Origin of the sequence: Streptomyces sp. 6-11-2, from assembly GCF_006540305.1 — a bacterium.
Lineage (GTDB): Bacteria > Actinomycetota > Actinomycetes > Streptomycetales > Streptomycetaceae > Streptomyces.
Genome location: NZ_BJOR01000001.1, coordinates 1,903,218 through 1,926,425, shown reverse-complemented (window position 1 = coordinate 1,926,425; position 23,208 = coordinate 1,903,218). Strand labels below are relative to the sequence as shown.

The window sequence follows — 23,208 nt, the reverse complement described above, 5'->3', positions numbered from 1 at the left end:
CTTCGCGTCGGCGCGGGGTAGGGCGGCACCTGTGAGGAGGCTGCCGCGGGCATGGCCGGAGCGCGTCATCCTAGGCCCGGACGGACCGGCTGACCAGGGGTTTCCCGGGAGGTTTACGGCATTGTCGGTGCTGTGGTGTGCAATGGATCTCGTGCCCGCACTGCAAGAACCACTGAAACAGCCACTGAAGTCAGTGCTCGGCCCCGCCACCGCGAAGGTGATGGCCGAGCACCTCGGCCTGCACACCGTCGGCGACCTCCTGCACCACTACCCGCGGCGGTACGAGGAGCGCGGCCAGCTCACCCACCTCGCCGACCTGCCCATGGACGAGCACGTCACGGTGGTCGCCCAGGTCGCCGACGCCCGCCTGCACACGTTCGCCTCCGCCCGCGCGCCCCGCGGCAAGGGCCAGCGCCTGGAGGTAACGATCACCGACGGCAGCGGCCGGCTCCAACTGGTCTTCTTCGGCCACGGCGTGCACAAACCCCACAAGGAACTCCTGCCGGGCACACGCGCGATGTTCGCGGGCAAGGTCTCGGTCTTCAACAGGAGGCTGCAACTGGCGCACCCGGCGTACGAGTTGCTGAAGGGGGAGGACGGAGAAGCGGTCGAGAGCTGGGCCGGCGCCCTCATCCCGATGTACCCGGCCACCGCCAAGCTGGAGTCCTGGAAGATCGGCAAGGCGGTCCAGACCGTCCTGCCCAGTGCCCAGGAGGCGCTCGACCCGCTGCCCGAGTCGCTGCGCGCGGGCCGCGGGCTGGTCGCCCTCCCCGAGGCCCTGCTCAAGATCCACCGTCCGCACAGCAAGGCGGACATCGCCGACGCCCACGCCCGCCTGAAGTGGGACGAGGCCTTCGTCCTCCAGGTCGCGCTCGCCCGCCGCCGCCACGCGGACACCCAACTTCCCGCCGTCGCCCGCGTACCCGTCCCGGACGGCCTCCTGGCGGCCTTCGACGACCGCCTCCCCTTCACGCTCACGGAGGGGCAGCGGAAAGTCTCCCGCGAGATCTTTGCCGACCTGGCCACCGAGCACCCGATGCACCGCCTGCTCCAGGGCGAGGTCGGCAGCGGCAAGACGCTCGTCGCCCTGCGCGCCATGCTCGCCGTCGTCGACGCGGGCGGGCAGGCCGCGATGCTCGCGCCCACCGAGGTGCTGGCCCAGCAGCACCACAGGTCGGTCACCGAGATGATGGGGGAGCTCGCCGAGGGAGGCATGCTGGGCGGCGCCGAGCACGGCACCAAGGTGGTGCTGCTCACCGGGTCCATGGGCGCCGCGGCCCGCCGGAAGGCCCTGCTCGACCTGGCCACCGGCGAGGCGGGCGTCGTCATCGGCACACACGCGCTGATCGAGGACAAGGTCCAGTTCCACGACCTGGGACTGGTCGTGGTGGACGAGCAGCACCGGTTCGGCGTCGAGCAGCGCGACGCCCTGCGAGGCAAGGGCAGGCAACCCCCGCACCTGCTGGTCATGACCGCCACGCCCATTCCGCGCACGGTCGCGATGACCGTCTTCGGCGACCTGGAGACCTCCGTCCTCGACCAGCTCCCGGCGGGCCGCTCGCCCATCGCCAGCCATGTCGTCCCGGCCGCCGACAAACCGCACTTCCTCGCCCGGGCCTGGGAGCGGGTGCGCGAGGAGGTGGCGAAGGGCCACCAGGCGTACGTGGTCTGCCCGCGCATCGGGGACGAGGAGGACGACCCGAAGAGGGCCGCCGCGAAGAAGTCCGCCGAGGACGAGGCGGAGAAGCGCCCGCCGCTCGCCGTGCTGGACGTCGCGGACCGGCTGGGCAAGGGTCCCCTGCACGGCCTGAAGGTCGAGGTGCTGCACGGGCGTATGCAGCCCGACGACAAGGACGCGGTCATGCGCCGCTTCGCCGTCGGCGAGACCGACGTCCTGGTCGCCACCACGGTCATCGAGGTCGGCGTGAACGTGCCGAACGCCACGGTGATGGTGATCATGGACGCCGACCGCTTCGGCGTCTCCCAGCTGCACCAGCTGCGCGGCCGCGTCGGCCGCGGCGCGGCGCCCGGACTGTGCCTGCTGGTCAGCGAGATGCCGGAGGCGAGCGCCGCCCGGCAGCGGCTGAACGCGGTGGCCTCCACCCTCGACGGCTTCGAGCTCTCCCGCATCGACCTCGAACAGCGCCGCGAGGGCGACGTCCTCGGCCAGGCCCAGTCCGGCGCCCGCTCCAGCCTGCGGGTGCTCGCCGTCATCGACGACGAGGAGATCATCGCCGAGGCCCGTGAGGAGGCCGCCGCGCTGGTGGCCGCCGACCCGGACCTGGAACACCTGCCCGGACTGCGCACGGCGCTGGACGCGCTGCTGGACGAGGAGCGGGAGCAATACCTGGAGAAGGGCTGACAGACTGGGACCGGCCCGCACCCGAGCCGCCACCGACAAGGCCGCCACCGACAAGCAAGGACCCAGACATGACCCGCGTGATCGCCGGCCGGGCCGGCGGACGCCGTCTCGCCGTACCGCCGGGCAGCGGAACCCGCCCCACCTCGGACCGGGCGCGCGAAGGCCTGTTCTCCACCTGGCAGTCCCTCCTGGGCGGCCCGCTGGACGGCGAACGCGTCCTGGACCTGTACGCCGGCTCGGGCGCCGTCGGCCTGGAGGCGCTGTCCCGGGGCGCCGGGCACACCCTGCTCGTGGAGGCCGACGCGCGAGCGGTCCGCACCGTCCGGGAGAACGTGAAGGCGCTCGGCCTCCCAGGCGCCGACGTACAGGCGGGCAAAGCGGAACAGATCGTCCGGACGCCGGCCCCGGCGGAGCCGTACGACATCGTCTTCCTCGACCCGCCGTACGCGGTCTCCGACGACGATCTTCGCGAGATTCTGCTCACACTCCGCACCGAGGGGTGGCTCGCGGAGGGCGCCCTCGTCACCGTGGAGCGCAGCACCAGGGGCGGGGAGTTCACGTGGCCGCGAGGATTCGACGCGATCCGGGCCCGTCGCTACGGCGAAGGCACGTTTTGGTACGGTCGCGCCGCCTCTACGTGCGAAGACGCACGATGACCGGACCGGAGAGCGAGGGATCTCAAGTGCGCCGCGCCGTCTGCCCCGGGTCGTTCGACCCCATCACCAACGGACACCTGGACATCATCGCCCGCGCCTCCCGTCTCTACGACGAGGTCTACGTCGCGGTGATGATCAACCAGTCGAAGAAGGGCCTGTTCGAGATCGACGAGCGGATCGACCTCATCCAGCAGGTCACCGCCGAGTACGGAAACGTCCGGGTCGAGGCCTTCCACGGCCTCCTCGTCGACTTCTGCAAGCAGCGCGACATCCCGGCCATCGTCAAGGGCCTGCGCGCCGTCAGCGACTTCGACTACGAGCTGCAGATGGCCCAGATGAACAACGGCCTCTCCGGCGTCGAGACGCTGTTCGTGCCCACCAACCCCACCTACAGCTTCCTGTCGTCCTCTCTGGTCAAGGAGGTCGCGGCCTGGGGTGGAGACGTCTCCCACCTGGTGCCGCCGCTGGTCCTCGAGGCCCTCACCCAGCGGCTGAAGAAGGACCGAGACGGCTGACGGCCCGTCACCCGGTGTCCGGCAATCACCTCATGGACGTACAGTCGTCCCGTCCGTCTCCGACACATCGGTAGTCCAACACACCTGTAGAGAGTGGCGAGCACACGGTGGACGTGCAGAACAAGCTCGACGAGATCGTGGCCACGGTCTCCAGCGCCCGGTCCATGCCCATGTCGGCGTCGTGCGTGGTCAACCGCGCCGAACTGCTCGCCCTGCTCGACGAGGTGCGCCAGGCCCTGCCCGGTTCCCTCGCCCAGGCCCAGGAGCTGATCGGGGACCGCGACCAGATGGTGCAGGAGGCCCGGCGCGAGGCCGAGCGGATCATCGAGGGCGCGCACGCCGAGCGCGGCTCGATGGTCTCCGGCACCGAGGTCGCCCGCCGTTCCCAGGCCGAGGCCGACCGGATCCTCGGCGAGGCCCGGCAGGAGGCCGAGGAGGTCCGCGCCGAGGCCGACGACTACGTCGACTCCAAGCTCGCCAACTTCGAGGTCGTCCTCACCAAGACCCTCGGCTCGGTCGGCCGCGGCCGCGAGAAGCTGCTCGGCACCGGCCCCGGCCTCGACGAGGACGGCTACGAGGACGAGGACGCCCCCGAGCGCAGCCACGACCCCGAGACCCTGCGCCGCAACGCCGACGCGTACGTCGACGCCAAGCTCGGCGCCTTCGAGGCGGTCCTCGCCAAGACCCTGGACGCCGTCGGCCGAGGCCGCCAGAAGCTGCACGGCCGCATCGCCACCGACGACCTCGGCGCCCTCGCCGACGACACCACCACCGTCCAGCACTCCAGCGACGCCGACTACCTCGCCGACCTCGCGGCCCTGGCCGACGCCCCGGCGGCCCCGCGCTCCCCGGCGGCCCCGCCCGCCGAGCGGCCCGCCCCGCCGCAGTACGAGCCGCAGCCGGCCTACGGCTACCAGCAGCCCGGGCAGAGCGATCCGTACGGCGGCTACCAGCAGGGCTACGGCCAGCAGGACCAGTACGGCTACCAGCAGCCCGACCCGTATGCCCCCACCGCCGGCACCTCCGGCTACGCCCAGGCGGGCGGCGCGCCCTTCCAGGCCTACGACGCCCAGCAGCCGGCCGGCTACGACCCGAACCAGGCCCAGCAGGGACAGCAGGACCCCCAGGACCACCACGGCTACCCGCAGCCGCAGGCCCACGCCCTCGACGAGACCAGCCTCTTCGACACCAGCATGATCAGCGCCGAGCAGCTGCGCGCCTACGAACAGGGCCGCGGTCTCTAGTGCTGTGACCGGAAAGGTTCACCGGCTCGCGACGCCCGGCACGGCGACCTCGCCGCGTTGTCGCATCACCCGAGTACATCCAGTACGCGGGCAATGCTCCGCCTTGCGATGCTCCCCCACTGCCTGAAGGGCGTGGGAGGTGCCCCCAGCACCGGACGCCGCGAGCTTCCCGGCAAACCTGTCCGGCCACAGCACTAGCTCGGCCACCCGATTGGGCCGAGAGCGAAAGGTCAAGTATCCTGGCTCTTCGGTCGTGCATACGTCCGCGATCCGCGCTGCCCGGAACATCACCGGGAGAGCGTCCCCCCCGAGTTCGGAAACCGAAAGCAGGAATGGCTCAGAACGCCCGCCTCGACCACCGCAACCCTCTCGTGTTCGACACGCACGAGCTGGGGCGGCGGCCCGGCGCGCTGCAGCGCCAGACCCGTACGGTCCCCGCCCCCAAAGACCTCGGTCTCCAGGGCGTCGTCGGAGTGCCGGAAGGCGCCCCGGTGGAGCTCGAACTCCGGCTCGAGTCGGTCATGGAAGGGGTGCTCGTCACAGGCACCGCCCGTGCACAGGCCGAGGGGGAGTGCGTAAGGTGTCTGGAGCCGCTCGAGCTGGAGCTCGACGCGGACTTCCAGGAGCTGTTCTCGTACCCCGACGCCGACGAGCGGGGCCGTGCGATCGCACGGTCCGACGAAGACGCCGCCGACGACGAGGACGACGAGGACAGGCTCTTCCTCGAGGACGGACTCTTCGACCTCGAACCTCTGCTGCGGGATGCGGTGGTGCTCGCACTGCCGATGCAGCCGGTGTGCCAGGAAGACTGCGCGGGTCTGTGCTCCGAGTGCGGAGCGCGGCTCACGGACGACCCGGACCACCACCATGACGCCGTCGACATCCGTTGGGCGGCTTTGCAGGGACTCGCCGGCACCATGAAGGACGGCGAGAAGGACGAGATGAGCGGCGGCGCGCCTCGATCAGCACGCGCCGACGAGAAGCAGGAGAAGTAGCCGTGGCTGTTCCGAAGCGGAAGATGTCGCGCAGCAACACGCGCCACCGCCGGTCGCAGTGGAAGGCTGCGGTCCCCACCCTGGTTGCGTGCGAGCGCTGCCACGAGCCCAAGCAGCAGCACATCGCGTGCCCGTCGTGCGGCACCTACAACAAGCGCCAGGTCCTCGAGGTCTGAGCGGCTGGTGAGAGGCACTGTGTCCACTGCCAAGAAGGCGGAAGGCGCCGAAGCGGGCAATCACCGCCGACGCGGAGGTGCTCCGTCGGACAACACGGCCTCGTCCCACACGCTTCTGGAAGGGCGGCTCGGCTACAAGCTCGAGTCCGCCCTTCTGGTGCGCGCGCTGACCCACCGTTCCTACGCGTACGAGAACGGCGGTCTGCCGACGAACGAGCGGCTGGAGTTCCTCGGTGACTCCGTCCTCGGTCTGGTCGTCACGGACACGCTGTACCGCACCCACCCCGACCTGCCCGAAGGCCAGCTGGCCAAACTGCGGGCCGCGGTGGTCAACTCGCGTGCGCTGGCGGAGGTCGGGCGCGGTCTCGACCTGGGCGCCTTCATCCGGCTCGGCCGTGGTGAAGAGGGCACGGGCGGCCGGGACAAGGCGTCCATCCTCGCCGACACCCTGGAAGCGGTGATCGGCGCGGTCTACCTCGACCAGGGCCTCGACGCGGCCTCCGAACTGGTGCACCGCCTGTTCGACCCGTTGATCGAGAAGTCCTCCAACCTCGGAGCCGGCCTGGACTGGAAGACCAGCCTCCAGGAGCTCACCGCGACCGAGGGGCTCGGCGTGCCCGAGTACCTGGTCACGGAGACCGGCCCCGATCATGAGAAGACCTTCACTGCTGCCGCCCGCGTCGGAGGCGTCTCGTACGGCACCGGCACCGGCCGCAGCAAGAAGGAGGCGGAGCAGCAGGCCGCGGAGTCCGCGTGGCGGGCCATCCGGGCCGCGGCGGACGAGCGCGCCAAGGCGGTGGGGTCCGCCGACGGCGCCGACGAGGCGCCGGCCTCCGCCTGAGAACCGGGAAACCGAGCGGTCACGCGGCGGACCTCCGCCCGCGGGCCGCGCCCAGCAGAACGCGACCGAGCGCCCGTCCCCGCCCCGGGGCGGGCGCTCGGCCCGTGGACGGCCGCAGCGGCCGCGATGTGTGAACGGGGGAGTCATGCCCGAGCTGCCCGAGGTCGAGGTCGTACGGCGCGGACTGGAACGGTGGGTCGCGCAGCGGAGCGTCGCCGGCGTCGAGGTCCTGCACCCGCGTGCCGTACGCCGCCACCCGGCCGGCGCGGAGGACTTCGCGCACCGCGTCCAGGGCCACCGGCTCGGCCTGCCCAGCCGCCGCGGCAAGTACCTGTGGCTGCCCCTCCAGGACAGCGGGCAGGCGATCCTGGCGCACCTCGGCATGAGCGGCCAGCTGCTGGTCCAGCCGCTGAGCGCTCCCGTCGAGAAGCACCTGCGCATCCGCGTCCGCTTCGCCGACGAGCTGGACACCGAACTCCGCTTCGTCGACCAGCGCACCTTCGGTGGCCTGTCGCTGCACGACACCACCCCCGACGGGCTGCCCGACGTCATCGCGCACATCGCTCGCGACCCCCTCGACCCGCTGTTCGACGACGAGGCCTTCCACCAGGCCCTGCGCCGCAAGCGGACCACCATCAAACGGGCCCTGCTCGACCAGTCCCTGATCAGCGGCGTCGGCAACATCTACGCGGACGAGGCCCTGTGGCGCACCCGCGTCCACTACGAACGCCCCACCGCGACCTTCACCCGACCCCGCACGGCCGAACTCCTCACCCACGTCCGGGAGGTGATGAACGAGGCCCTCGCCGTCGGCGGCACCAGCTTCGACAGCCTCTACGTCAACGTCAACGGGGAGTCCGGCTACTTCGACCGCTCCCTGGACGCCTACGGCCGCGAGGGCCTGCCCTGCCGCCGCTGCGCCACCCCGCTGCGTCGCCGCCCGTGGATGAACCGCTCCAGCTACTACTGCCCGAAGTGTCAGCGGGCGCCGCGCGTGGCGTCGTAACGCTCGCGTGCCGCCAGCACGTCACCCATGCGCCCCTCCACGCAGTGGATGAGGGACAGCAGTCGCTCGGCGACCTCGCGGCCCAGCGCCGTGAGCTCGTAGTCCACCCGGGGCGGATTGGTCGGCTGGGCCTCGCGATGCACCAGGCCGTCCCGCTCCAGCGCCTGGAGGGTCTGGGACAGCATCTTCTCGCTCACGCCGTCGACACGGCGGCGCAGCTCGTTGAAGCGGAGCGAGCCCTCGTACAGGGCGCCCAGCGCGAGCCCGCCCCAGCGCCCCGTGACGTGCTCCAGCGTCCCGCGCGAAGGGCAGGCCCTGGCGAACACGCTGTAAGGGAGGTCGTCCTGGGTCTGCGGGGTGCTCATGACCCAAGCGTACTCGCGCACATCGCTCACCATCAGAGGGCGCTAACCAGGAGTCAGTGCCCCCGACGATCCGCCGGGCAGGCCCCGCCGGTGCCACTCGATCATGGCGACGTGGCGGTCCCCCTCCGTGATCAACTCGGCGAGGCGGATCCCCGCGCCACCGCTCCCCCCACGACGAGACAGGCCGAGGCACCACCAAGCGATTCCTGTGCCGTCCGGCCTGCGGTTGTCTCAGTACCCGAAGTCCTGTGTCCACCACGGACCGCCGGAGCCGAAGTGCACGCCGACGCCCAGGGTCTTGAAGTCGCAGTTCAGTATGTTGGCGCGGTGGCCGGGGCTGTTCATCCAGGCGTCCATCACCGCCTCCGCGTCGGCCTGCCCGCGGGCTATGTTCTCGCCGCCGAGGCTGGTGATGCCGAGCTTCGCCGCCCGGTCCCACGGCGAGGCGCCGCTGGGATCGGTGTGGTCGAAGAAGTTCTCGTCGGCCATGGCCTCGCTGAAGTCCTGGGCGAGGCCGGCGAGCGCGCTGCTCGCCGTCAGCGCGCTGCACCCCACCTTCGCCCGCTCCTCGTTGACGAGCCTGAGCACCTCGGCCTCGACGGCGGTCTGCGTGGAGACGGCGGCCGGGGCCTGGGTCTTCGGCGCCTTGGTGGCGGTCTCGGCCGGCGCGGTCTCCGGCTTCTCCGGCGCCGTGGTCGGCTTCGCCTCCGGCGCCTTCGTGGGCGTGGCCGACGCCGGGTCGGCGTCCGGCGCGGTGGCCTGGGCCGACTCGGAGGCGGACCGCTCAGGTGACGTGGACCGGTCCACGTCGCGGCTCGTCGTGGAGCCCCGGGAGGGGCCGCCCGGGTCGACGCCGGCGCTGCCGGAGGTGCCGCCCTGCGGGCTCTCGCTGTTCGTCGGCGAGCCCGCGGCCTGCACCTTGTCGGCGCCGCCGCCGTTCGGGCCGCCCAGCTTGTAGTTCTCGAGCCCGGGCACCGCGCCGGTGGCGACCGCGACGGTGCCGAGGGCGACCGCGGCGGAGACCCCGAGGAGCCCCGTGCGGACCGGCGTCGCGGCCTTCTTCTTCCGGCGGTGCCCCCGCTCCCGCGGTCCGTCCGCCGGGCTGAAGCCCTCGGCCGGGAAGACCACGGTGGTCCTGGCGTGGGCGGCGCCGTCGTCCGTGTCGAAGAGGTGCTCCTGGGGTCTGGTGTACGGGTCGCCGTACAGATCCGGGTTCAGATAGGGCGCGATGCCCAGGCGGCCGTCGTCGTCCTGTGGGTGGCTGTCCCACGGATCGCGGTCCCGCTCGTACGAGCCGTGCGTCCGACTGTCCCCCGTGGCGCGGCCCGTGGCGGCGCGGCCGGCGTCCGAGCGTCGGTGGCGTCCCATGTGCTGGCCTTCCTCGTCTCTCTCTGTCGACGCGCGCCCTGAGCCGACGCGGTCAACCCAACTCACTCGATCGAGTGAGTTTCAGATGAGATTCATTGGACCGGGACGGTACCGCATGGCGCGAGAGGCGGAGGTGCCCAGAGAGACATTGGCCGGTTAGGTTGCACCCATGAGCGAGGATGTTCGACTGGTCGCCTGGGTCCGCGGACGAGTCCAGGGAGTGGGTTTCCGCTGGTTCACCAGGGCCACCGCGCTGGAGATCGGGGGCCTGAGCGGTTTCGCCCTCAATCTCGGGGACGGGCGCGTGCAAGTGGTCGCCGAGGGGGCCCGCGAGGGGTGCCAGAAACTCCTGGACTGGCTGCAGGGCGGCGACACGCCCGGACGTGTGGACGGTGTCACCGAGATCTGGGACACACCGCGCGGCGGGTACGAGGACTTCGCGATCCGCTGATCGTGTGGCGCGGTGCGGGTCCCGCCGGCCGCGGCGGGAACTGCCACCGGCATCTGCCCAATGGGAAAAGAGGCAGGTGGTTGCCAAGAAACGCGTGGCGTGGCAGGCTCCGCACAGCGGAATGATCCGCACGCCCCGAGGGGCCCGCAGGAGTCGCAGCGCCACCTGGTTTACGGTCGCGCGCCCCCGGGACGCCCATGGATACGGGGCGTGATCGTGTTGACCGTCAAACTTTTTGGTGAGACGCTGAAAGCCCGCGCACCTTAGCTGTTTGGCATGGATGAACGGCACCACAAATCAGGCAGTGCCAAGCACCACGGGTGCGAATCCCTCACGACCCACACCGCTTCGGTCGGTCACTCAGTGTGGAGGACCATCCATCATGGCAAAGGCGCTTCTCGGTTACGTCGGCGGCTCCGACCCTCGACTCCTCGCCGAGATGCGACGGCTCCAGCAGCGCGTCCAGGACCTGGAATCCGAGCTTGTGCGGATCCAGGCGGAGAACGACGCCCTGACGGCTGCCGCTTCTCACGACAGGATCATGGAGCGCGTCGACGCACACCAGGCGGAGCCTGCGCTCACCTGATCACTGCATCGCACAACGACACAGTGGTTGGGCTGCCCGTCAACCGCTCAGTTGTCAGAGTTGCAAGGGACGCTTCGGCGTCCCTTCCTTCTTTCCCCCGCCCTTCTTGCCCCGCCTTTGTCGCCCCCGCGCATCCTTTCACGGTCTTTAACTTTTGGTGTGCCCTGCATATTCAAAGGTGAAACCGCGCGGTTGCGGGGGTTCGTGGAGTGGGGTACCGACGGCCGGTAAAGTCCGGCGGCGTGCACCTCAAGGCCCTGACCCTCCGTGGGTTCAAGTCGTTCGCCTCGGCGACCACGCTCCGGTTCGAGCCGGGGATCACGTGCGTCGTCGGACCGAACGGCTCGGGCAAGTCCAATGTCGTGGACGCGCTCAGCTGGGTCATGGGCGAGCAGGGCGCCAAATCGCTGCGCGGCGGCAAGATGGAGGACGTCATCTTCGCCGGCACCACCGGCCGTCCGCCGCTCGGCCGCGCCGAGGTGTCCCTGACCATCGACAACTCCGACGGGGCCCTGCCCATCGAGTACGCCGAGGTCACCATCACGCGGATCATGTTCCGCAACGGCGGCAGCGAGTACCAGATCAACGGCGACACCTGCCGGCTGCTGGACATCCAGGAACTGCTCTCCGACTCCGGCATCGGCCGCGAGATGCACGTCATCGTCGGCCAGGGCCAGCTCGACTCCGTCCTGCACGCCGACCCCATGGGCCGCCGCGCCTTCATCGAGGAGGCCGCGGGCGTCCTCAAACACCGCAAGCGCAAGGAGAAGGCGCTCAGGAAACTGGACGCGATGCAGGCCAACCTCGCGCGCGTGCAGGACCTCACCGACGAACTGCGCCGCCAGCTCAAGCCGTTGGGACGGCAGGCGGCGGTCGCGCGCAGAGCCGCGGTCATCCAGGCGGACCTGAGGGACGCGCGCCTGCGGCTGCTGGCCGACGACCTCGTCGGCCTGCGCGAAGCACTGAAGGCCGAGGTGGCTGACGAAGCGGCCCTGAAAGAACGCAAGGAAACCGCCGAGCAGGAGCTGAAGAAGGCCCTCCAGTGCGAGGCCCTGCTGGAGGACGAGGTGCGCCGGCTCGTCCCGCGCCTCCAGCGTGCCCAGCAGACCTGGTACGAACTGTCCCAGCTCGCCGAACGCGTGCGCGGCACCATCTCGCTCGCCGACGCGCGCGTGCACAGCGCCACCTCCGCGCCGCCCGAGGAGCGGCGCGGCCGCGACCCCGAGGAACTGGAGCGCGAGGCCGACCGCGTCCGCGAGCAGGAGGCCGGGCTGGAGGCGGCCCTGGAGGCGGCCCAGCGCGCCCTGGACGACACCGTCGCCCACCGCGCCGAGCTGGAGCGGGAACTTGCTGTCGAGGAGCGGCGCCTGAAGGACGCGGCCCGCGCCATCGCCGACCGCCGTGAGGGCCTGGCCCGGCTGGGCGGACAGGTGAACGCGGCACGTTCCCGAGCCGCCTCCGCCCAGGCCGAGATCGAGCGGCTGGCCGCCGCCAGGGACGAGGCCCAGGAACGGGCCGTCCACGCCCAGGAGGAGTACGAGGCGCTCAAGGCCGAGGTCGACGGCCTCGACGCCGGCGACGAGGAGCTGGCCGGACGGCACGAGACGGCGAGAACGGCACTGGCCGAGGCGGAGGCCGCCCTCGCCGCCGCGCGGGAGGCGGTCACCGCGGCGGAACGCAAGCGGGCCGCGACCCAGGCCCGGCACGACGCGCTCGCCCTGGGCCTGCGCCGCAAGGACGGCACGGGCGCCCTGCTCGACGCCAAGGACCGCCTCACCGGCCTGCTGGGCCCCGCCGCCGAACTCCTGACGGTCACCCCCGGCTACGAAACCCCTCTGGCCACCGCCTTCGGCACCGCCGCCGACGCCCTGGCCGTGACCACCCCCTCCGCGGCGGCCGACGCCCTCCGCCTGCTGCGCAAACAGGACGCGGGCCGAGCCGCACTGCTCCTCGCGGGCCCCTCACCCGAAACCCCCACGATCCAAGCGCCCACGCCGCCGGGCGAAGCCCTCCCGAGCGAGCCGCAGCCCGGGCCGACGGCGGCCCCGGCGACGCCCGCCACCTCGTCGGGCGCCCCGGACGCCACCCAGCCGGACGAGGTCACGAGCTTGGCGGTCTGCGCCGATCGGCCCGCGGCCGGGGGCGTGGCAGCCGCCGGCGCGGAGGGGAGCGATGCGGCGGGAGCCGGGCTCTCCGCGGCCGGTGTGCCGGATGGCGCCGCTGCCGGGTGGGGTGGGTCCGAGGACCGTACGGGGGGTGCGGCGGGCGCGCCCGCCACCACCGGCACCCCCGTGCCCGGGCACCCCTTCGCCGCGGAGTTCGTGCGGGGTCCCGCCGAGCTGATGCCCGCCGTGCGGTGGCTGCTGCGGGGAATCGTCGTGGTGGGGACGCTGGAGGACGCGGAGGATCTGGCCCTCGCCCGACCCGAGCTGACCGCTGTGACCGCCGAAGGGGATCTGCTCGGGGCGTACTTCGCGCAGGGCGGCTCCGCCGGGGCGCCCAGTCTGCTGGAGGTGCAGGCCTCCGTGGACGAGGCCGCCGCCGAGCTGGAACAGCTCGCCGTGCGGTGCGAGGCGCTGACCGAGGACCAGCAGCGGGCCGCCGAGCGGCGCGGCCGGTGCGCGGCGCTGGTCGAGGAGCTGGGGGAGCGGCGGCGGACCGCAGACCGGGAGAAGTCGGCCGTGGCGCAGCAACTGGGCCGGCTCGCCGGGCAGGCGCGCGGCGCCGCCGGGGAGGCCGAGCGGTCCTCGGCCGCCGCCGCCCGCGCCCAGGAGGCCCTCGACAACGCCCTCCAGGAGGTGGGGGAACTCGCCGAGCGGCTCGCCGTGGCCGAGGAGATGCCGATCGAGGAGGAGCCCGACACCTCAGCGCGCGACCGGCTCGCGGCCGACGGGGCCAACGCCCGCCAGACCGAGATGGAGGCCCGCCTCCAGGTCCGTACGCATGAGGAACGGGTCAGGGGGCTGGCCGGCAGGGCCGACGCGCTGGACCGGGCCGCCCGTGCCGAACGTGAGGCACGCGCGCGTGCCGAGCAGCGGCGCGCCCGGCTCCGCCACGAGGCGGAGGTCGCCTCGGCGGTCGCCTCCGGCGCCCGGCAGCTGCTCGCGCACGTCGAGGTCTCCGTGGCCCGCGCCGAGGAGGAGCGGGCCGCCGCCGAGGCCGCCAAGGCCCGGCGCGAGCAGGAGCTGACCGCCGCCCGCACCGAGGGCCGGGAGCTCAAGGCCGAACTCGACAAGCTGACCGACTCGGTCCACCGGGGCGAGGTGCTCGGCGCCGAGAAGCGGCTGCGCATCGAGCAGCTGGAGACCAGGGCACTGGAGGAACTCGGGGTCGAACCGGCGGGCCTGATGGCGGAGTACGGGCCGCACCAGCTCGTCCCGCCCTCGCCGCCCGCCGAGGGGGAGCAGCTGCCGGAGGACCCGCAGCACCCCCGCAACCGGCCCCGGCCCTACGCGCGGGCCGAGCAGGAGAAGCGGCTGAAGGCCGCCGAGCGCGCCTACCAGCAGCTCGGCAAGGTCAACCCGCTGGCCCTGGAGGAGTTCGCGGCCCTGGAGGAACGCCACAAGTTCCTCAGCGAGCAGCTCGAGGACCTCAAGAAGACCCGCGCCGACCTGCTCCAGGTCGTCAAGGAGGTCGACGAGCGTGTCGAGCAGGTCTTCACCGAGGCCTACCGGGACACCGCCCGCGAGTTCGAGGGCGTCTTCGGCCGGCTCTTCCCGGGCGGTGAGGGCCGGCTCGTACTGACCGACCCGGACAACATGCTCACGACGGGCGTGGACGTCGAGGCGCGCCCGCCGGGCAAGAAGGTCAAGCGGCTGTCCCTGCTCTCCGGTGGCGAGCGGTCGCTGACCGCCGTCGCCCTGCTCGTGTCGATCTTCAAGGCCCGTCCGAGCCCCTTCTACGTCATGGACGAGGTCGAGGCGGCCCTCGACGACACCAACCTCCAAAGGCTGATCCGGATCATGCAGGAGCTTCAGGAGGCCTCGCAGCTGATCGTGATCACGCACCAGAAGCGCACGATGGAGGTCGCCGACGCGCTCTACGGCGTCTCCATGCAGGGCGACGGTGTGTCGAAGGTCATCAGCCAGCGCCTGCGTTAGCACTGCGTCAGCGCCCCGGCACGTGTGGTGCCGGGGATCCTGCGTGTCTCCGTCACTTCGGGGTAGACGGACCATGTCCACAGCTTGACTACAACACTTGAATCGGAGTCCAGGGATCGCGTGGCGTAGTGGCCCATTGATCCCTACAAGGCAGGGAAATTGACTTCGACAGGTGAAGGCATAACCTCTGTAGCGTTGTTTTTATCTTCAGATCTCATCGCATGGAGGGGTTGACCCCCACCCCCGGCAGCGCTGCCGGGGTGCCCGAGGAGTACACGTGACCACAACGCAGGCCCCAGGGCCGGGAGCCCGGACGGCTCACCCCGAACATCTCGGGCACGTCATCTTCATCGCCGCGGCCGCCGCCATGGGCGGCTTCCTGTTCGGATACGACAGCTCCGTGATCAACGGCGCCGTCGAGGCCATCCGGAGCCGCTACGGCATCGGATCCGCGGAACTGGCCCAGGTCATCGCCATCGCCCTGATCGGCTGCGCGATCGGCGCCGCGACCGCGGGCCGCATCGCCGACCGCATCGGCCGCATCCGCTGCATGCGGATCGCCGCGGCCCTGTTCACCGTCAGCGCCGTCGGCTCGGCCCTGCCGTTCGCCCTGTGGGACCTCGCCTTCTGGCGGATCGTCGGCGGCTTCGCCATCGGCATGGCCTCGGTCATCGGCCCCGCCTACATCGCCGAGGTCGCCCCGCCCGCCTACCGGGGTCGCCTCGGCTCCTTCCAGCAGGCCGCGATCGTCGTCGGCATCGCCATCTCCCAGCTGGTCAACTGGGGTCTGCTCAACGCCGCCGGCGGCAACCAGCGCGGCCGGCTGCTGGGCCTGGAGGCCTGGCAGGTCATGCTCGGCGTGATGGTCGTCCCGGCCGTCCTGTACGGACTGCTCTCCTTCGCCATCCCCGAGTCCCCGCGCTTCCTGCTCTCCGTCGGCCGCCGTGACCGGGCCCGCCGGATCCTCGCCGAGGTCGAGGGCGACCACATCGACCTCGACGCCCGCGTGGCCGAGATCGAGACCGCCATGAAGCGCGAGCACACGTCCACCTTCAAGGACCTGCTCGGCGGCAGCTTCCTCTTCAAGCGGATCGTCTGGATCGGCATCGGCCTGTCAGCCTTCCAGCAGTTCGTCGGCATCAACGTCGCGTTCTACTACTCCGCGACGCTGTGGCAGTCGGTCGGCGTCAACCCGACGGAGTCGTTCCTCTACTCGTTCACGACGTCGATCATCAACATCGTCGGCACCGTGATCGCGATGATCTTCGTGGACCGCATCGGCCGCAAGCCGCTCGCGCTCATCGGCTCGTGCGGCATGGTCGTCGGCCTGGCCCTGGAGGCCTGGGCGTTCTCGTACCCCCTGGTGGGCGGCAAGCTGCCGGCCACCCAGGGCTGGGTCGCCCTGATCGCGGCCCACGTCTTCGTCCTCTTCTTCGCCCTGTCCTGGGGTGTGGTCGTCTGGGTCCTGCTCGGCGAGATGTTCCCGAACAAGATCCGCGCCGCCGCGCTGGGCGTGGCCGCCTCCGCCCAGTGGATCGCCAACTGGGCCATCACCGCGAGCTTCCCGTCGCTGGCCGACTGGAACCTCTCCTGGACCTACGTCGTCTACACGGCCTTCGCCGCGCTCTCCATCCCGTTCGTCCTGAAGTTCGTCAAGGAGACGAAGGGCAAGGCGCTGGAGGAGATGGGGTAACCGCCCCTGCCTCACTGCCCCGGCTCACGCACCGAGCCTGGGCAGCACGTGCTCGTGCGGGCGGTCCGCATCCCGTACGCCGGGCGGCCGGCGGGTCCGGTATTCCAGGGGCACGCGGCCCCGTCGGGACTACCGCTGACCGCCCAGGTGGTCGCGCATACTGGACGCGTTATGGAAACCATCATCCTTGCTGTAGTTATCGCCGTGGTCGTGCTCGGCGCGCTCGGCGGGCTCATCATCGGCAGCCGGCGGAGGAAGCCGCTGCCCCCGCCGCCGCCCTCGGCGCCCGACATCACCGCCCCTCCGGCCGAGCCACACGTCGGCGAGGAGGCCGAGACGCCGCGAGAGGAGCCGCGGCGGACGATCGAGGAGGTGGACCTGCCCGACGGCTCGGCTTCCGTCGCCGTCGAGGAGCCGCCCGTCGAGGAGCTTCCGGCACCCCCGATCGAGGTGCCCGAGCCCACCGCCGGCCGTCTGGTGCGGCTGCGCGCCCGCCTCTCCCGCTCGCAGAACGCCCTGGGCAAGGGCCTGCTCATCCTGTTGTCCCGCGAGAACCTCGACGACGACACGTGGGAGGAGATCGAGGACACCCTGCTGACCGCCGACGTCGGCGTGCGGCCCACCCAGGAGCTGGTCGACCGGCTGCGCGAGCGCGTGCGCGTGCTCGGCACCCGTACCCCCGAGGAGCTGCGCGGGCTGCTGCGCGAGGAGCTGCTCACGCTGATCGGCCCCGACATGGACCGCACGGTGAAGACCGAGCCGGCCGCCAGCAAGCCGGGCATCGTGATGGTCGTCGGCGTCAACGGCACCGGCAAGACCACGACGACGGGCAAGCTCGCCCGGGTCCTGGTCGCCGACGGCCGCAGCGTCGTGCTGGGCGCCGCCGACACGTTCCGCGCGGCCGCCGCCGACCAGCTGCAGACCTGGGGCGAGCGGGTCGGCGCCTACACCGTGCGCGGCCCGGAGGCCGGCGACCCCGCCTCCGTCGCCTTCGACGCGGTGAAGGACGGCAAGGAGATGGGCGCCGACGTGGTGCTCATCGACACCGCCGGCCGCCTGCACACCAAGACCGGCCTCATGGACGAGCTCGGCAAGGTCAAGCGCGTCGTGGAGAAGCACGCGCCGCTGGACGAGGTGCTGCTCGTGCTCGACGCGACCACCGGCCAGAACGGTCTGGTCCAGGCCCGCGTCTTCGCCGAGGTCGTCGACATCACGGGCATCGTGCTCACCAAGCTGGACGGTACGGCCAAGGGCGGCATCGTGGTCGCCGTCCAGCGCGAGCTGGGTGTGCCGGTCAAGCTGGTCGGCCTCGGCGAGGGCCCGGACGACCTGGCCCCCTTCGAACCGGAGGCCTTCGTCGACGCCCTCATCGGAGACTGACTCCCACCCTTTTCCGTGCCCGCCCCGGTCCCACCGGGGCGGGCACTTCCGTCTACGGCCCCGGCACCCGAGCGCCCACGGCCCCGGCACGCCGAGCGTCTACGGGACCGGCACGCAGAGCCGGGCCCGACAGGCCGAGCCGAGGACCACAGGACGAGTCCCTGCCCCGGCCGCTGGGGAGAGTCCACGACACTCCGACACTTCGTCGCTCCGACGGCCCGTCGGGCCACGCTCAGTCGCGGCCACTCCCAGAACGCCCCCGGCCGGACGCCGGACGCCGGCACCTTCGGCTGCCGCCCGTCCCGCGCCCGTATGCGGCGTGGGGACACCGGCGGGAGCGGACACGTGCCGAGGCGGAGGCGTCGCCCACGCACACGCACGCGCCACCACCCGGACCCGGACGCGCACCCGCGCAAGACACTGAGCCCCCGGTGGGGGGCGTCCATACGACCAGACTCGTCCGGCACACGAGCCGAGGGCTCCCGCCGGCCGCACGGGCCGCGGGCCCACCCCACGCGGGGCACTCCGACAGGCCGACGACGGGATCCGTCCGGACGTGGCGAGCCGATGGCCCGAGCGGCCAGGCGGCCGGGGAGGGGGCCGCCGGTGAGGCATTCTTCGACGGCCGTCGAGGGCGAGTATGTGGGGCCGACGGCGCCGCGTCCTCGCTGTTCCCGCCCACCCTGGCGGCGGATGCTCCCGCCACTCGTGCTCGGCGACTGCTCCCGTGGGCCGTGCTCAGCCGACTGACCCCGTGAGCGGCCCGCTCGACAGGACCGCGCCCCGACCTTCGCCGGCCGTCGGGTGCCCCCGGTGGCGCCGTTCGGGTGTCCGTCCTCCGGCTACGCCCGTGACCGGTGCGCCGCATAGGCCAGCGTGCCCAGGAGGAGGCGGGCCTGAGGGGGCTTGGCGGTGTCCAGGGCGGGTGGGCGGAGCCAGCGGACCGGGCCGCAGCCGCCGCGGTCGGACGGCGGGGCCGTGAGGAACGTGCCGGGGCCGAGGCCGCGCAGGTCGAGGGAGCCGGGATCGTCCCAGCCCAGGCGGTAGAGCAGGGCGGGCAGCTCGGCGGCGGCGCCCGGGGCGACGAAGAACTGGGCCCGGCCGTCCGGGGTGGCGGTCACCGGGCCGACGGGGAGGCCCATGCGCTCCAGCCGGACCAGGGCGCGGCGCCCGGCCGGCTCGGCGACCTCGATGACGTCGAAGACGCGGCCGACGGCCAGCATCACCGCGGCCCCCGGCAGCTCCCGCCACGCCCTGGTCACCTCGTCGAGCGTGGCCCCGGCCGGGATCCCGGGCGCGAACTCCAGGAGGTGGGCACCCGGAGCCGGGCAGTTCGTGCGGCCGCAGGAGCAGGCGCCGCCGACGGCCCGCGCGCCCCGCACCACGTCCCAGCCCCACAGCCCGGTGTACTCGGCCACCGCCGTGCACTCCGACGAGCGGTACGACCGGCCGCGCCGCCGCGTGCCGGAGCGGATCTCGCGAATGCCGCCGATCGTGAAGCCCATGCCCCCTCCAACGGGTCCACCGCCCCGATGGTTACGAGACGGATGCCGATCGTCACTCTCTGTTTCCGCTCCTCCCCGGCCCGGTCGGGGCCGTGCGGCGTGCGGCGGCGCCGGGGGTGGTGCGTCCGGCGGCGCGCGCCCTCGCATGCACCGCTCCACTCTCCCGCGGCTGTCCTATGTCAAGTGAATCGCGTAGGGGTCACCGAGGGTTCATTCGAAGGGGTGGCGAATGGTGGCGTTTCAGGGATCCCCGTGGCTGGACGGGTGATCGTAGGATTACTGTGAGTGTGCGAGGCCTGGGGCACATGCACTCGTGGGTATGCCGGAGGCAAGTCGGCAGTCGGTTCGAAGGGTGAGAATCGGCGGACGAACGGCCTTGTTGACCGGCATTCTGATAGGGCTTGGCGCACCAAGCGACAAGTGGTCTCAGGGATGGGGGCGTTCCAGTGAGCGGCAACGACGGAAGCGAGACGAGCGCTGCGAGCGCGGACAAGCGCCCGAACGAGCTGCTCGCCTCGTGGTTCGTGCGCAGCGGCTGGTCCAAGGGCGAGCTCGCCCGCCAGGTCAACCGCCGAGCCCGCCAGCTGGGCGCCAACCACATCTCCACCGACACCTCGCGCGTCAGGCGGTGGCTGGACGGCGAGAACCCGCGCGAGCCGATCCCCAGGATCCTCTCGGAGCTGTTCTCCGAGCGCTTCGGCTGCGTCGTCGCCGTGGAGGACCTCGGTCTGCGCACCGCCCGCCCGACCCCCTCCGCCACCGGTGTCGACCTGCCCTGGACGGGCCCGCAGACCGTGGCCCTGCTCAGCGAGTTCTCGCGCAGCGACCTGATGCTGGCGCGGCGCGGCTTCCTCGGAACGTCGCTGGCGCTGTCCGCGGGCCCGTCCCTCATCGAGCCGCTCCAGCGCTGGCTCGTGCCCGCGCCCCCGGCCCCCCTGGAGGAGCCCGAGCCGCAGGCCGCCTCCCGCCGTCCCGGCCGGCTCTCCCGGCCCGAGCTGGAGCTGCTGGAGACCACCACCGTGATGTTCCGGCAGTGGGACGCCCAGTGCGGCGGCGGCCTGCGCCGCAAGGCGGTCGTCGGCCAGTTGCACGAGGTGACGGACCTCCTCCAGGAGCCCCAGCCCGAGCCCACCGGCCGCCGGCTGTTCAAGGTCGCCGCGGAACTCGCCGAACTGGCCGGCTGGATGAGCTACGACGTGGGACTCCAGCCGACCGCGCAGAAGTACTTCGTCCTCGCCCTGCACGCCGCCAAGGAAGCCGGCGACAAACCGCTCGGCTCCTACGTCCTGTCCAGCATGAGCCGCCAGATGATCCACCTCGGCCGCCCCGAGGACGCCCTGGAGCTCATCCACCTCGCGCAGTACGGCAGCCGCGACTGCGCGAGCCCGCGCACCCAGTCCATGCTGTACGCGCTGGAGGCCCGCGCCTACGCCAACACGGGCCAGCCCGGCAAGTGCAAGCGCGCCGTGCGCATGGCCGAGGACGCCTTCGCCGACGCCGAGGACTGGGACGAGCCCGACCCCGACTGGATCCGCTTCTTCTCCGAGGCCGAGCTGTACGGCGAGAACTCCCACTCCTTCCGTGACCTCGCCTACGTCGCCGGCCGCAGTCCCACCTACGCCTCACTGGCGGAGCCGCTGATGCGGAAGGCCGTGGAACAGTTCGCCGAGGACCGCGAACACCAGCGGTCGTACGCCCTGAACCTCATCGGCATGGCCACGGTCCACCTGCTCCAGCGCGAGCCCGAGCAGAGCACCGAATACGCGAGGCAGGCCATGAGGGTGGCCAAGAAGGTCCGCTCCGAGCGCGTGAACACCCGTATCCGCAAGACCGTCGACAACGCCGTACGCGGCTACGGGGACCTCGCGGAGGTCATCGACCTGACCGAACAGCTCGCCGCCGAACTGCCCGAGACCGCCGAGGCCGTCTGACAGCGCCTCCCCGACCCCGGCCGCGGCCGGCCCTCCCGAACTGCCCGACTCGGCTCCCCCATGCCTGGTCATCGGAAGGCCGCCCGCGGCCGGCCTGTTTTCCGGCACGTGCTTCACGGCACGTCACCACGCGCTTCACCGCTACGTAACACAGCAGACCTCTTCGTCACCCCGGCGAAACAACGCGAGGCATCCACCGAAACCGCGCCGGGCGAGTCTCGTGGCACGGTCGGCCGGCCCAACCCCTGGCCGACCGGACCGCGCAAGGCTTCGCCCGGCCGCCCGCACGGGGCCGCACCGACCGACGAGGAGACGCCGATGGCATCAGCCGCCATCATGCTGGCGGCGGACGCACCCAAACTGTCGTCCGCCAACACCGGCTTCATGCTCATCTGTTCCGCCCTGGTGATGCTGATGACCCCCGGTCTGGCCTTCTTCTACGGAGGCATGGTCCGGGTCAAGAGCACGCTGAACATGCTGATGATGAGCTTCATCAGCCTCGGCGTCGTCACCGTCCTGTGGGTGCTCTACGGCTTCTCGATGGCCTTCGGCGCCGACCGGGGCTCCCTCATCGGCTGGACCTCCGACTTCGTCGGCTTCAGCGGTATCGGCAAGACCGAACTGTGGCCCGGATACACCATCCCGGTCTTCGTCTTCGCCGTCTTCCAGCTGATGTTCGCGATCATCACCCCCGCCCTGATCAGCGGCGCCCTGGCCGACCGGGTCAAGTTCAGCGCCTGGACGCTGTTCCTGGTGCTGTGGGCCACGGTCGTGTACTTTCCGGTCGCCCACTGGGTCTGGGGCGCCGACGGCTGGGCCGCCAAACTCGGCGTGATCGACTTCGCGGGCGGTACCGCGGTCCACATCAACGCCGGCGCGGCGGCACTCGGCGTGATCCTCGTCATCGGCAAGCGCATCGGCTTCACGAAGGACCCGATGCGCCCGCACAGCCTCCCGCTGGTCATGCTCGGCGCGGGACTGCTGTGGTTCGGCTGGTTCGGCTTCAACGCCGGCTCCTGGCTCGGCAACGACGACGGCGTCGGCCCGCTGATGTTCGTCAACACCCAGGTCGCCACCGGCACCGCCATGCTCGCCTGGCTCGCCTACGAGAAGATCCGGCACGGCGCGTTCACCACCCTCGGAGCCGCCTCCGGCGCGGTCGCCGGCCTGGTCGCGATCACCCCGTCCGGCGGAGCCGTCTCCCCGCTCGGCGCGATGGCCGTGGGTGCCGTCGCCGGCGTCCTGTGCGCCATGGCGGTCGGCCTGAAGTACCGGTTCGGCTACGACGACTCCCTCGACGTGGTCGGCGTCCACATGGTCGGCGGCGTCGTCGGCTCCCTGCTGATCGGCTTCTTCGCCAGCGGCAAGGGCCAGTCCACCGTCAAGGGCCTCTTCTACGGCGGTGGCCTGGAGCAGTTCTGGAAGCAGTGCGCCGGTGTCTTCGCCATCCTCGCCTACTCCCTGATCGCCTCCGCCATCCTCGCCTTCCTCCTGGACCGGACCATCGGCATGCGGGTCACCGAGGACGAGGAGATCTCCGGCATCGACCAGGCCGAGCACGCCGAGACCGCCTACGACCTCACCGGCGCGGGCGGCGGAGTCGTCACCGCCGTCACCACCCCGGCCCTGGCCGCCGCGCAGATCAAGAAGGCCGCCACGCAGAGCAGGAAGGTGGACGCATGAAGCTCATCACCGCCGTGGTCAAGCCCCACCGGCTCGACGAGATCAAGGAGGCCCTCCAGGCGTTCGGCGTCAACGGTCTCACCGTCACCGAGGCGAGCGGCTACGGACGTCAGCGCGGCCACACCGAGGTCTACCGCGGAGCCGAGTACACCGTCGACCTGGTGCCCAAGATCCGCATCGAGGTGCTCGTCGAGGACGACGAAGCCGAGCAGTTGATCGAAGTCGTCGTCAAGGCCGCCCGCACAGGGAAGATCGGTGACGGCAAGGTCTGGTCCGTGCCGGTCGAGACGGCGGTCCGGGTCCGCACCGGCGAGCGCGGACCGGACGCGCTCTGAACAGCGCGAGGAACAG

Annotated in this window: 19 protein-coding genes; 16 read left to right on the top strand and 3 right to left on the bottom strand. The window is 71.7% G+C overall.

Translation table 11 applies throughout. The features are described 5' to 3' along the window. Window positions 1-142: 142 nt before the first annotated feature. The 8 genes from recG (at window position 143) to mutM (ending at window position 7,795) form a co-directional block, all read left to right on the top strand. Window positions 143-2,362 carry an ATP-dependent DNA helicase RecG gene (gene recG / locus TNCT6_RS07910; RefSeq protein WP_141357983.1) on the top strand — a complete coding sequence of 740 codons (2,220 nt, stop codon included), beginning with the start codon at window positions 143-145 and terminating at the stop codon, window positions 2,360-2,362. A 68-nt stretch (window positions 2,363-2,430) separates the two neighbouring features. Continuing rightward, window positions 2,431-3,018: a 16S rRNA (guanine(966)-N(2))-methyltransferase RsmD gene (gene rsmD / locus TNCT6_RS07905; RefSeq protein WP_141357981.1), complete on the top strand. Its 588-nt coding sequence runs from the start codon at window positions 2,431-2,433 to the stop codon at window positions 3,016-3,018. A 26-nt stretch (window positions 3,019-3,044) separates the two neighbouring features. Further along, a complete protein-coding gene (coaD, locus tag TNCT6_RS07900) occupies window positions 3,045-3,533 on the top strand; it encodes a pantetheine-phosphate adenylyltransferase (RefSeq protein WP_216372847.1) in 489 nt (162 codons plus the stop codon). Window positions 3,534-3,640: 107 nt separating this feature from the next. Beyond that, the gene (locus tag TNCT6_RS07895) at window positions 3,641-4,777 is read left to right on the top strand and encodes a DivIVA domain-containing protein (protein WP_141357976.1); all 1,137 of its coding nucleotides are present in this window, start codon (window positions 3,641-3,643) and stop codon (window positions 4,775-4,777) included. 332 nt (window positions 4,778-5,109) lie between these two features. Further along, window positions 5,110-5,772, top strand: coding sequence for a DUF177 domain-containing protein (locus TNCT6_RS07890; protein WP_141357974.1), 663 nt, complete (start codon window positions 5,110-5,112; stop codon window positions 5,770-5,772). Between the two features lie 2 nt (window positions 5,773-5,774). Further along, complete coding sequence (gene rpmF / locus TNCT6_RS07885; protein WP_003951102.1) at window positions 5,775-5,948, top strand: 50S ribosomal protein L32; 174 nt, start codon at window positions 5,775-5,777, stop codon at window positions 5,946-5,948. A gap of 7 nt (window positions 5,949-5,955) precedes the next feature. Beyond that, entirely contained in the window at window positions 5,956-6,789 is an 834-nt protein-coding gene (rnc, locus tag TNCT6_RS07880) for a ribonuclease III (RefSeq protein WP_172632827.1), read from the top strand. Between the two features lie 145 nt (window positions 6,790-6,934). After that, a complete protein-coding gene (gene mutM / locus TNCT6_RS07875; protein WP_141357970.1) occupies window positions 6,935-7,795 on the top strand; it encodes a bifunctional DNA-formamidopyrimidine glycosylase/DNA-(apurinic or apyrimidinic site) lyase in 861 nt (286 codons plus the stop codon). On the opposite strand, the gene TNCT6_RS07870 is transcribed toward mutM, so the two are convergent. Both TNCT6_RS07870 and TNCT6_RS07865 read right to left on the bottom strand, forming a co-directional pair. Beyond that, window positions 7,768-8,160, bottom strand: a complete 393-nt coding sequence (locus TNCT6_RS07870) for a helix-turn-helix domain-containing protein (RefSeq protein WP_141357968.1) — start codon at window positions 8,158-8,160, stop codon at window positions 7,768-7,770. The genes mutM and TNCT6_RS07870 overlap by 28 nt on opposite strands. Before the next feature lie 231 nt (window positions 8,161-8,391). After that, window positions 8,392-9,528, bottom strand: coding sequence for a CAP domain-containing protein (locus tag TNCT6_RS07865; RefSeq protein ID WP_141357966.1), 1,137 nt, complete (start codon window positions 9,526-9,528; stop codon window positions 8,392-8,394). Between the two features lie 169 nt (window positions 9,529-9,697). On the opposite strand from TNCT6_RS07865, the gene TNCT6_RS07860 reads away from it, so the two are divergent. The 5 genes from TNCT6_RS07860 (at window position 9,698) to ftsY (ending at window position 17,738) form a co-directional block, all read left to right on the top strand. After that, a complete protein-coding gene (locus TNCT6_RS07860; RefSeq protein WP_141357964.1) occupies window positions 9,698-9,979 on the top strand; it encodes an acylphosphatase in 282 nt (93 codons plus the stop codon). Window positions 9,980-10,361: 382 nt separating this feature from the next. Then, window positions 10,362-10,565: a hypothetical protein gene (locus TNCT6_RS07855; protein WP_009190853.1), complete on the top strand. Its 204-nt coding sequence runs from the start codon at window positions 10,362-10,364 to the stop codon at window positions 10,563-10,565. A 242-nt stretch (window positions 10,566-10,807) separates the two neighbouring features. Then, entirely contained in the window at window positions 10,808-14,665 is a 3,858-nt protein-coding gene (locus TNCT6_RS07845; RefSeq protein WP_141357962.1) for an AAA family ATPase, read from the top strand. 277 nt (window positions 14,666-14,942) lie between these two features. Further along, entirely contained in the window at window positions 14,943-16,358 is a 1,416-nt protein-coding gene (locus TNCT6_RS07840; RefSeq protein WP_141357960.1) for a sugar porter family MFS transporter, read from the top strand. 171 nt (window positions 16,359-16,529) lie between these two features. Next, the gene (ftsY, locus tag TNCT6_RS07835) at window positions 16,530-17,738 is read left to right on the top strand and encodes a signal recognition particle-docking protein FtsY (RefSeq protein ID WP_141357957.1); all 1,209 of its coding nucleotides are present in this window, start codon (window positions 16,530-16,532) and stop codon (window positions 17,736-17,738) included. 842 nt (window positions 17,739-18,580) lie between these two features. On the opposite strand, the gene TNCT6_RS07830 is transcribed toward ftsY, so the two are convergent. Next, complete coding sequence (locus TNCT6_RS07830; RefSeq protein ID WP_141357955.1) at window positions 18,581-19,243, bottom strand: bifunctional DNA primase/polymerase; 663 nt, start codon at window positions 19,241-19,243, stop codon at window positions 18,581-18,583. 446 nt (window positions 19,244-19,689) lie between these two features. Between TNCT6_RS07830 and TNCT6_RS07825 the strand changes: the two genes are divergently transcribed. The 3 genes from TNCT6_RS07825 to TNCT6_RS07815 all read left to right on the top strand — a co-directional run bounded on the left by TNCT6_RS07825 (window position 19,690) and on the right by TNCT6_RS07815 (window position 23,192). Then, the gene (locus TNCT6_RS07825; protein ID WP_141357953.1) at window positions 19,690-21,174 is read left to right on the top strand and encodes a hypothetical protein; all 1,485 of its coding nucleotides are present in this window, start codon (window positions 19,690-19,692) and stop codon (window positions 21,172-21,174) included. A gap of 318 nt (window positions 21,175-21,492) precedes the next feature. Next, window positions 21,493-22,857, top strand: coding sequence for an ammonium transporter (locus TNCT6_RS07820; RefSeq protein ID WP_141357951.1), 1,365 nt, complete (start codon window positions 21,493-21,495; stop codon window positions 22,855-22,857). Next, window positions 22,854-23,192 (top strand): P-II family nitrogen regulator, encoded by a 339-nt coding sequence (locus tag TNCT6_RS07815; RefSeq protein ID WP_141357949.1) that lies wholly within the window; start codon window positions 22,854-22,856, stop codon window positions 23,190-23,192. Before TNCT6_RS07820 ends, TNCT6_RS07815 begins: the two co-directional genes overlap by 4 nt. The last annotated feature ends 16 nt before the right edge of the window (window positions 23,193-23,208 follow it).

Bases quoted from the DNA above. Each gene is read 5' to 3' on its own strand.
- recG (WP_141357983.1), top strand. From the start codon at position 143: ATGGATCTCGTGCCCGCACTGCAAGAACCACTGAAACAGCCACTGAAG.
- rsmD (WP_141357981.1), top strand. From the start codon at position 2,431: ATGACCCGCGTGATCGCCGGCCGGGCCGGCGGACGCCGTCTCGCCGTA.
- TNCT6_RS07890 (WP_141357974.1), top strand. From the start codon at position 5,110: ATGGCTCAGAACGCCCGCCTCGACCACCGCAACCCTCTCGTGTTCGAC.
- mutM (WP_141357970.1), top strand. From the start codon at position 6,935: ATGCCCGAGCTGCCCGAGGTCGAGGTCGTACGGCGCGGACTGGAACGG.
- TNCT6_RS07870 (WP_141357968.1), bottom strand. From the start codon at position 8,160: ATGAGCACCCCGCAGACCCAGGACGACCTCCCTTACAGCGTGTTCGCC.
- TNCT6_RS07865 (WP_141357966.1), bottom strand. From the start codon at position 9,528: ATGGGACGCCACCGACGCTCGGACGCCGGCCGCGCCGCCACGGGCCGC.
- TNCT6_RS07860 (WP_141357964.1), top strand. From the start codon at position 9,698: ATGAGCGAGGATGTTCGACTGGTCGCCTGGGTCCGCGGACGAGTCCAG.
- TNCT6_RS07855 (WP_009190853.1), top strand. From the start codon at position 10,362: ATGGCAAAGGCGCTTCTCGGTTACGTCGGCGGCTCCGACCCTCGACTC.
- ftsY (WP_141357957.1), top strand. From the start codon at position 16,530: ATGGAAACCATCATCCTTGCTGTAGTTATCGCCGTGGTCGTGCTCGGC.
- TNCT6_RS07830 (WP_141357955.1), bottom strand. From the start codon at position 19,243: ATGGGCTTCACGATCGGCGGCATTCGCGAGATCCGCTCCGGCACGCGG.
- TNCT6_RS07820 (WP_141357951.1), top strand. From the start codon at position 21,493: ATGGCATCAGCCGCCATCATGCTGGCGGCGGACGCACCCAAACTGTCG.
- TNCT6_RS07815 (WP_141357949.1), top strand. From the start codon at position 22,854: ATGAAGCTCATCACCGCCGTGGTCAAGCCCCACCGGCTCGACGAGATC.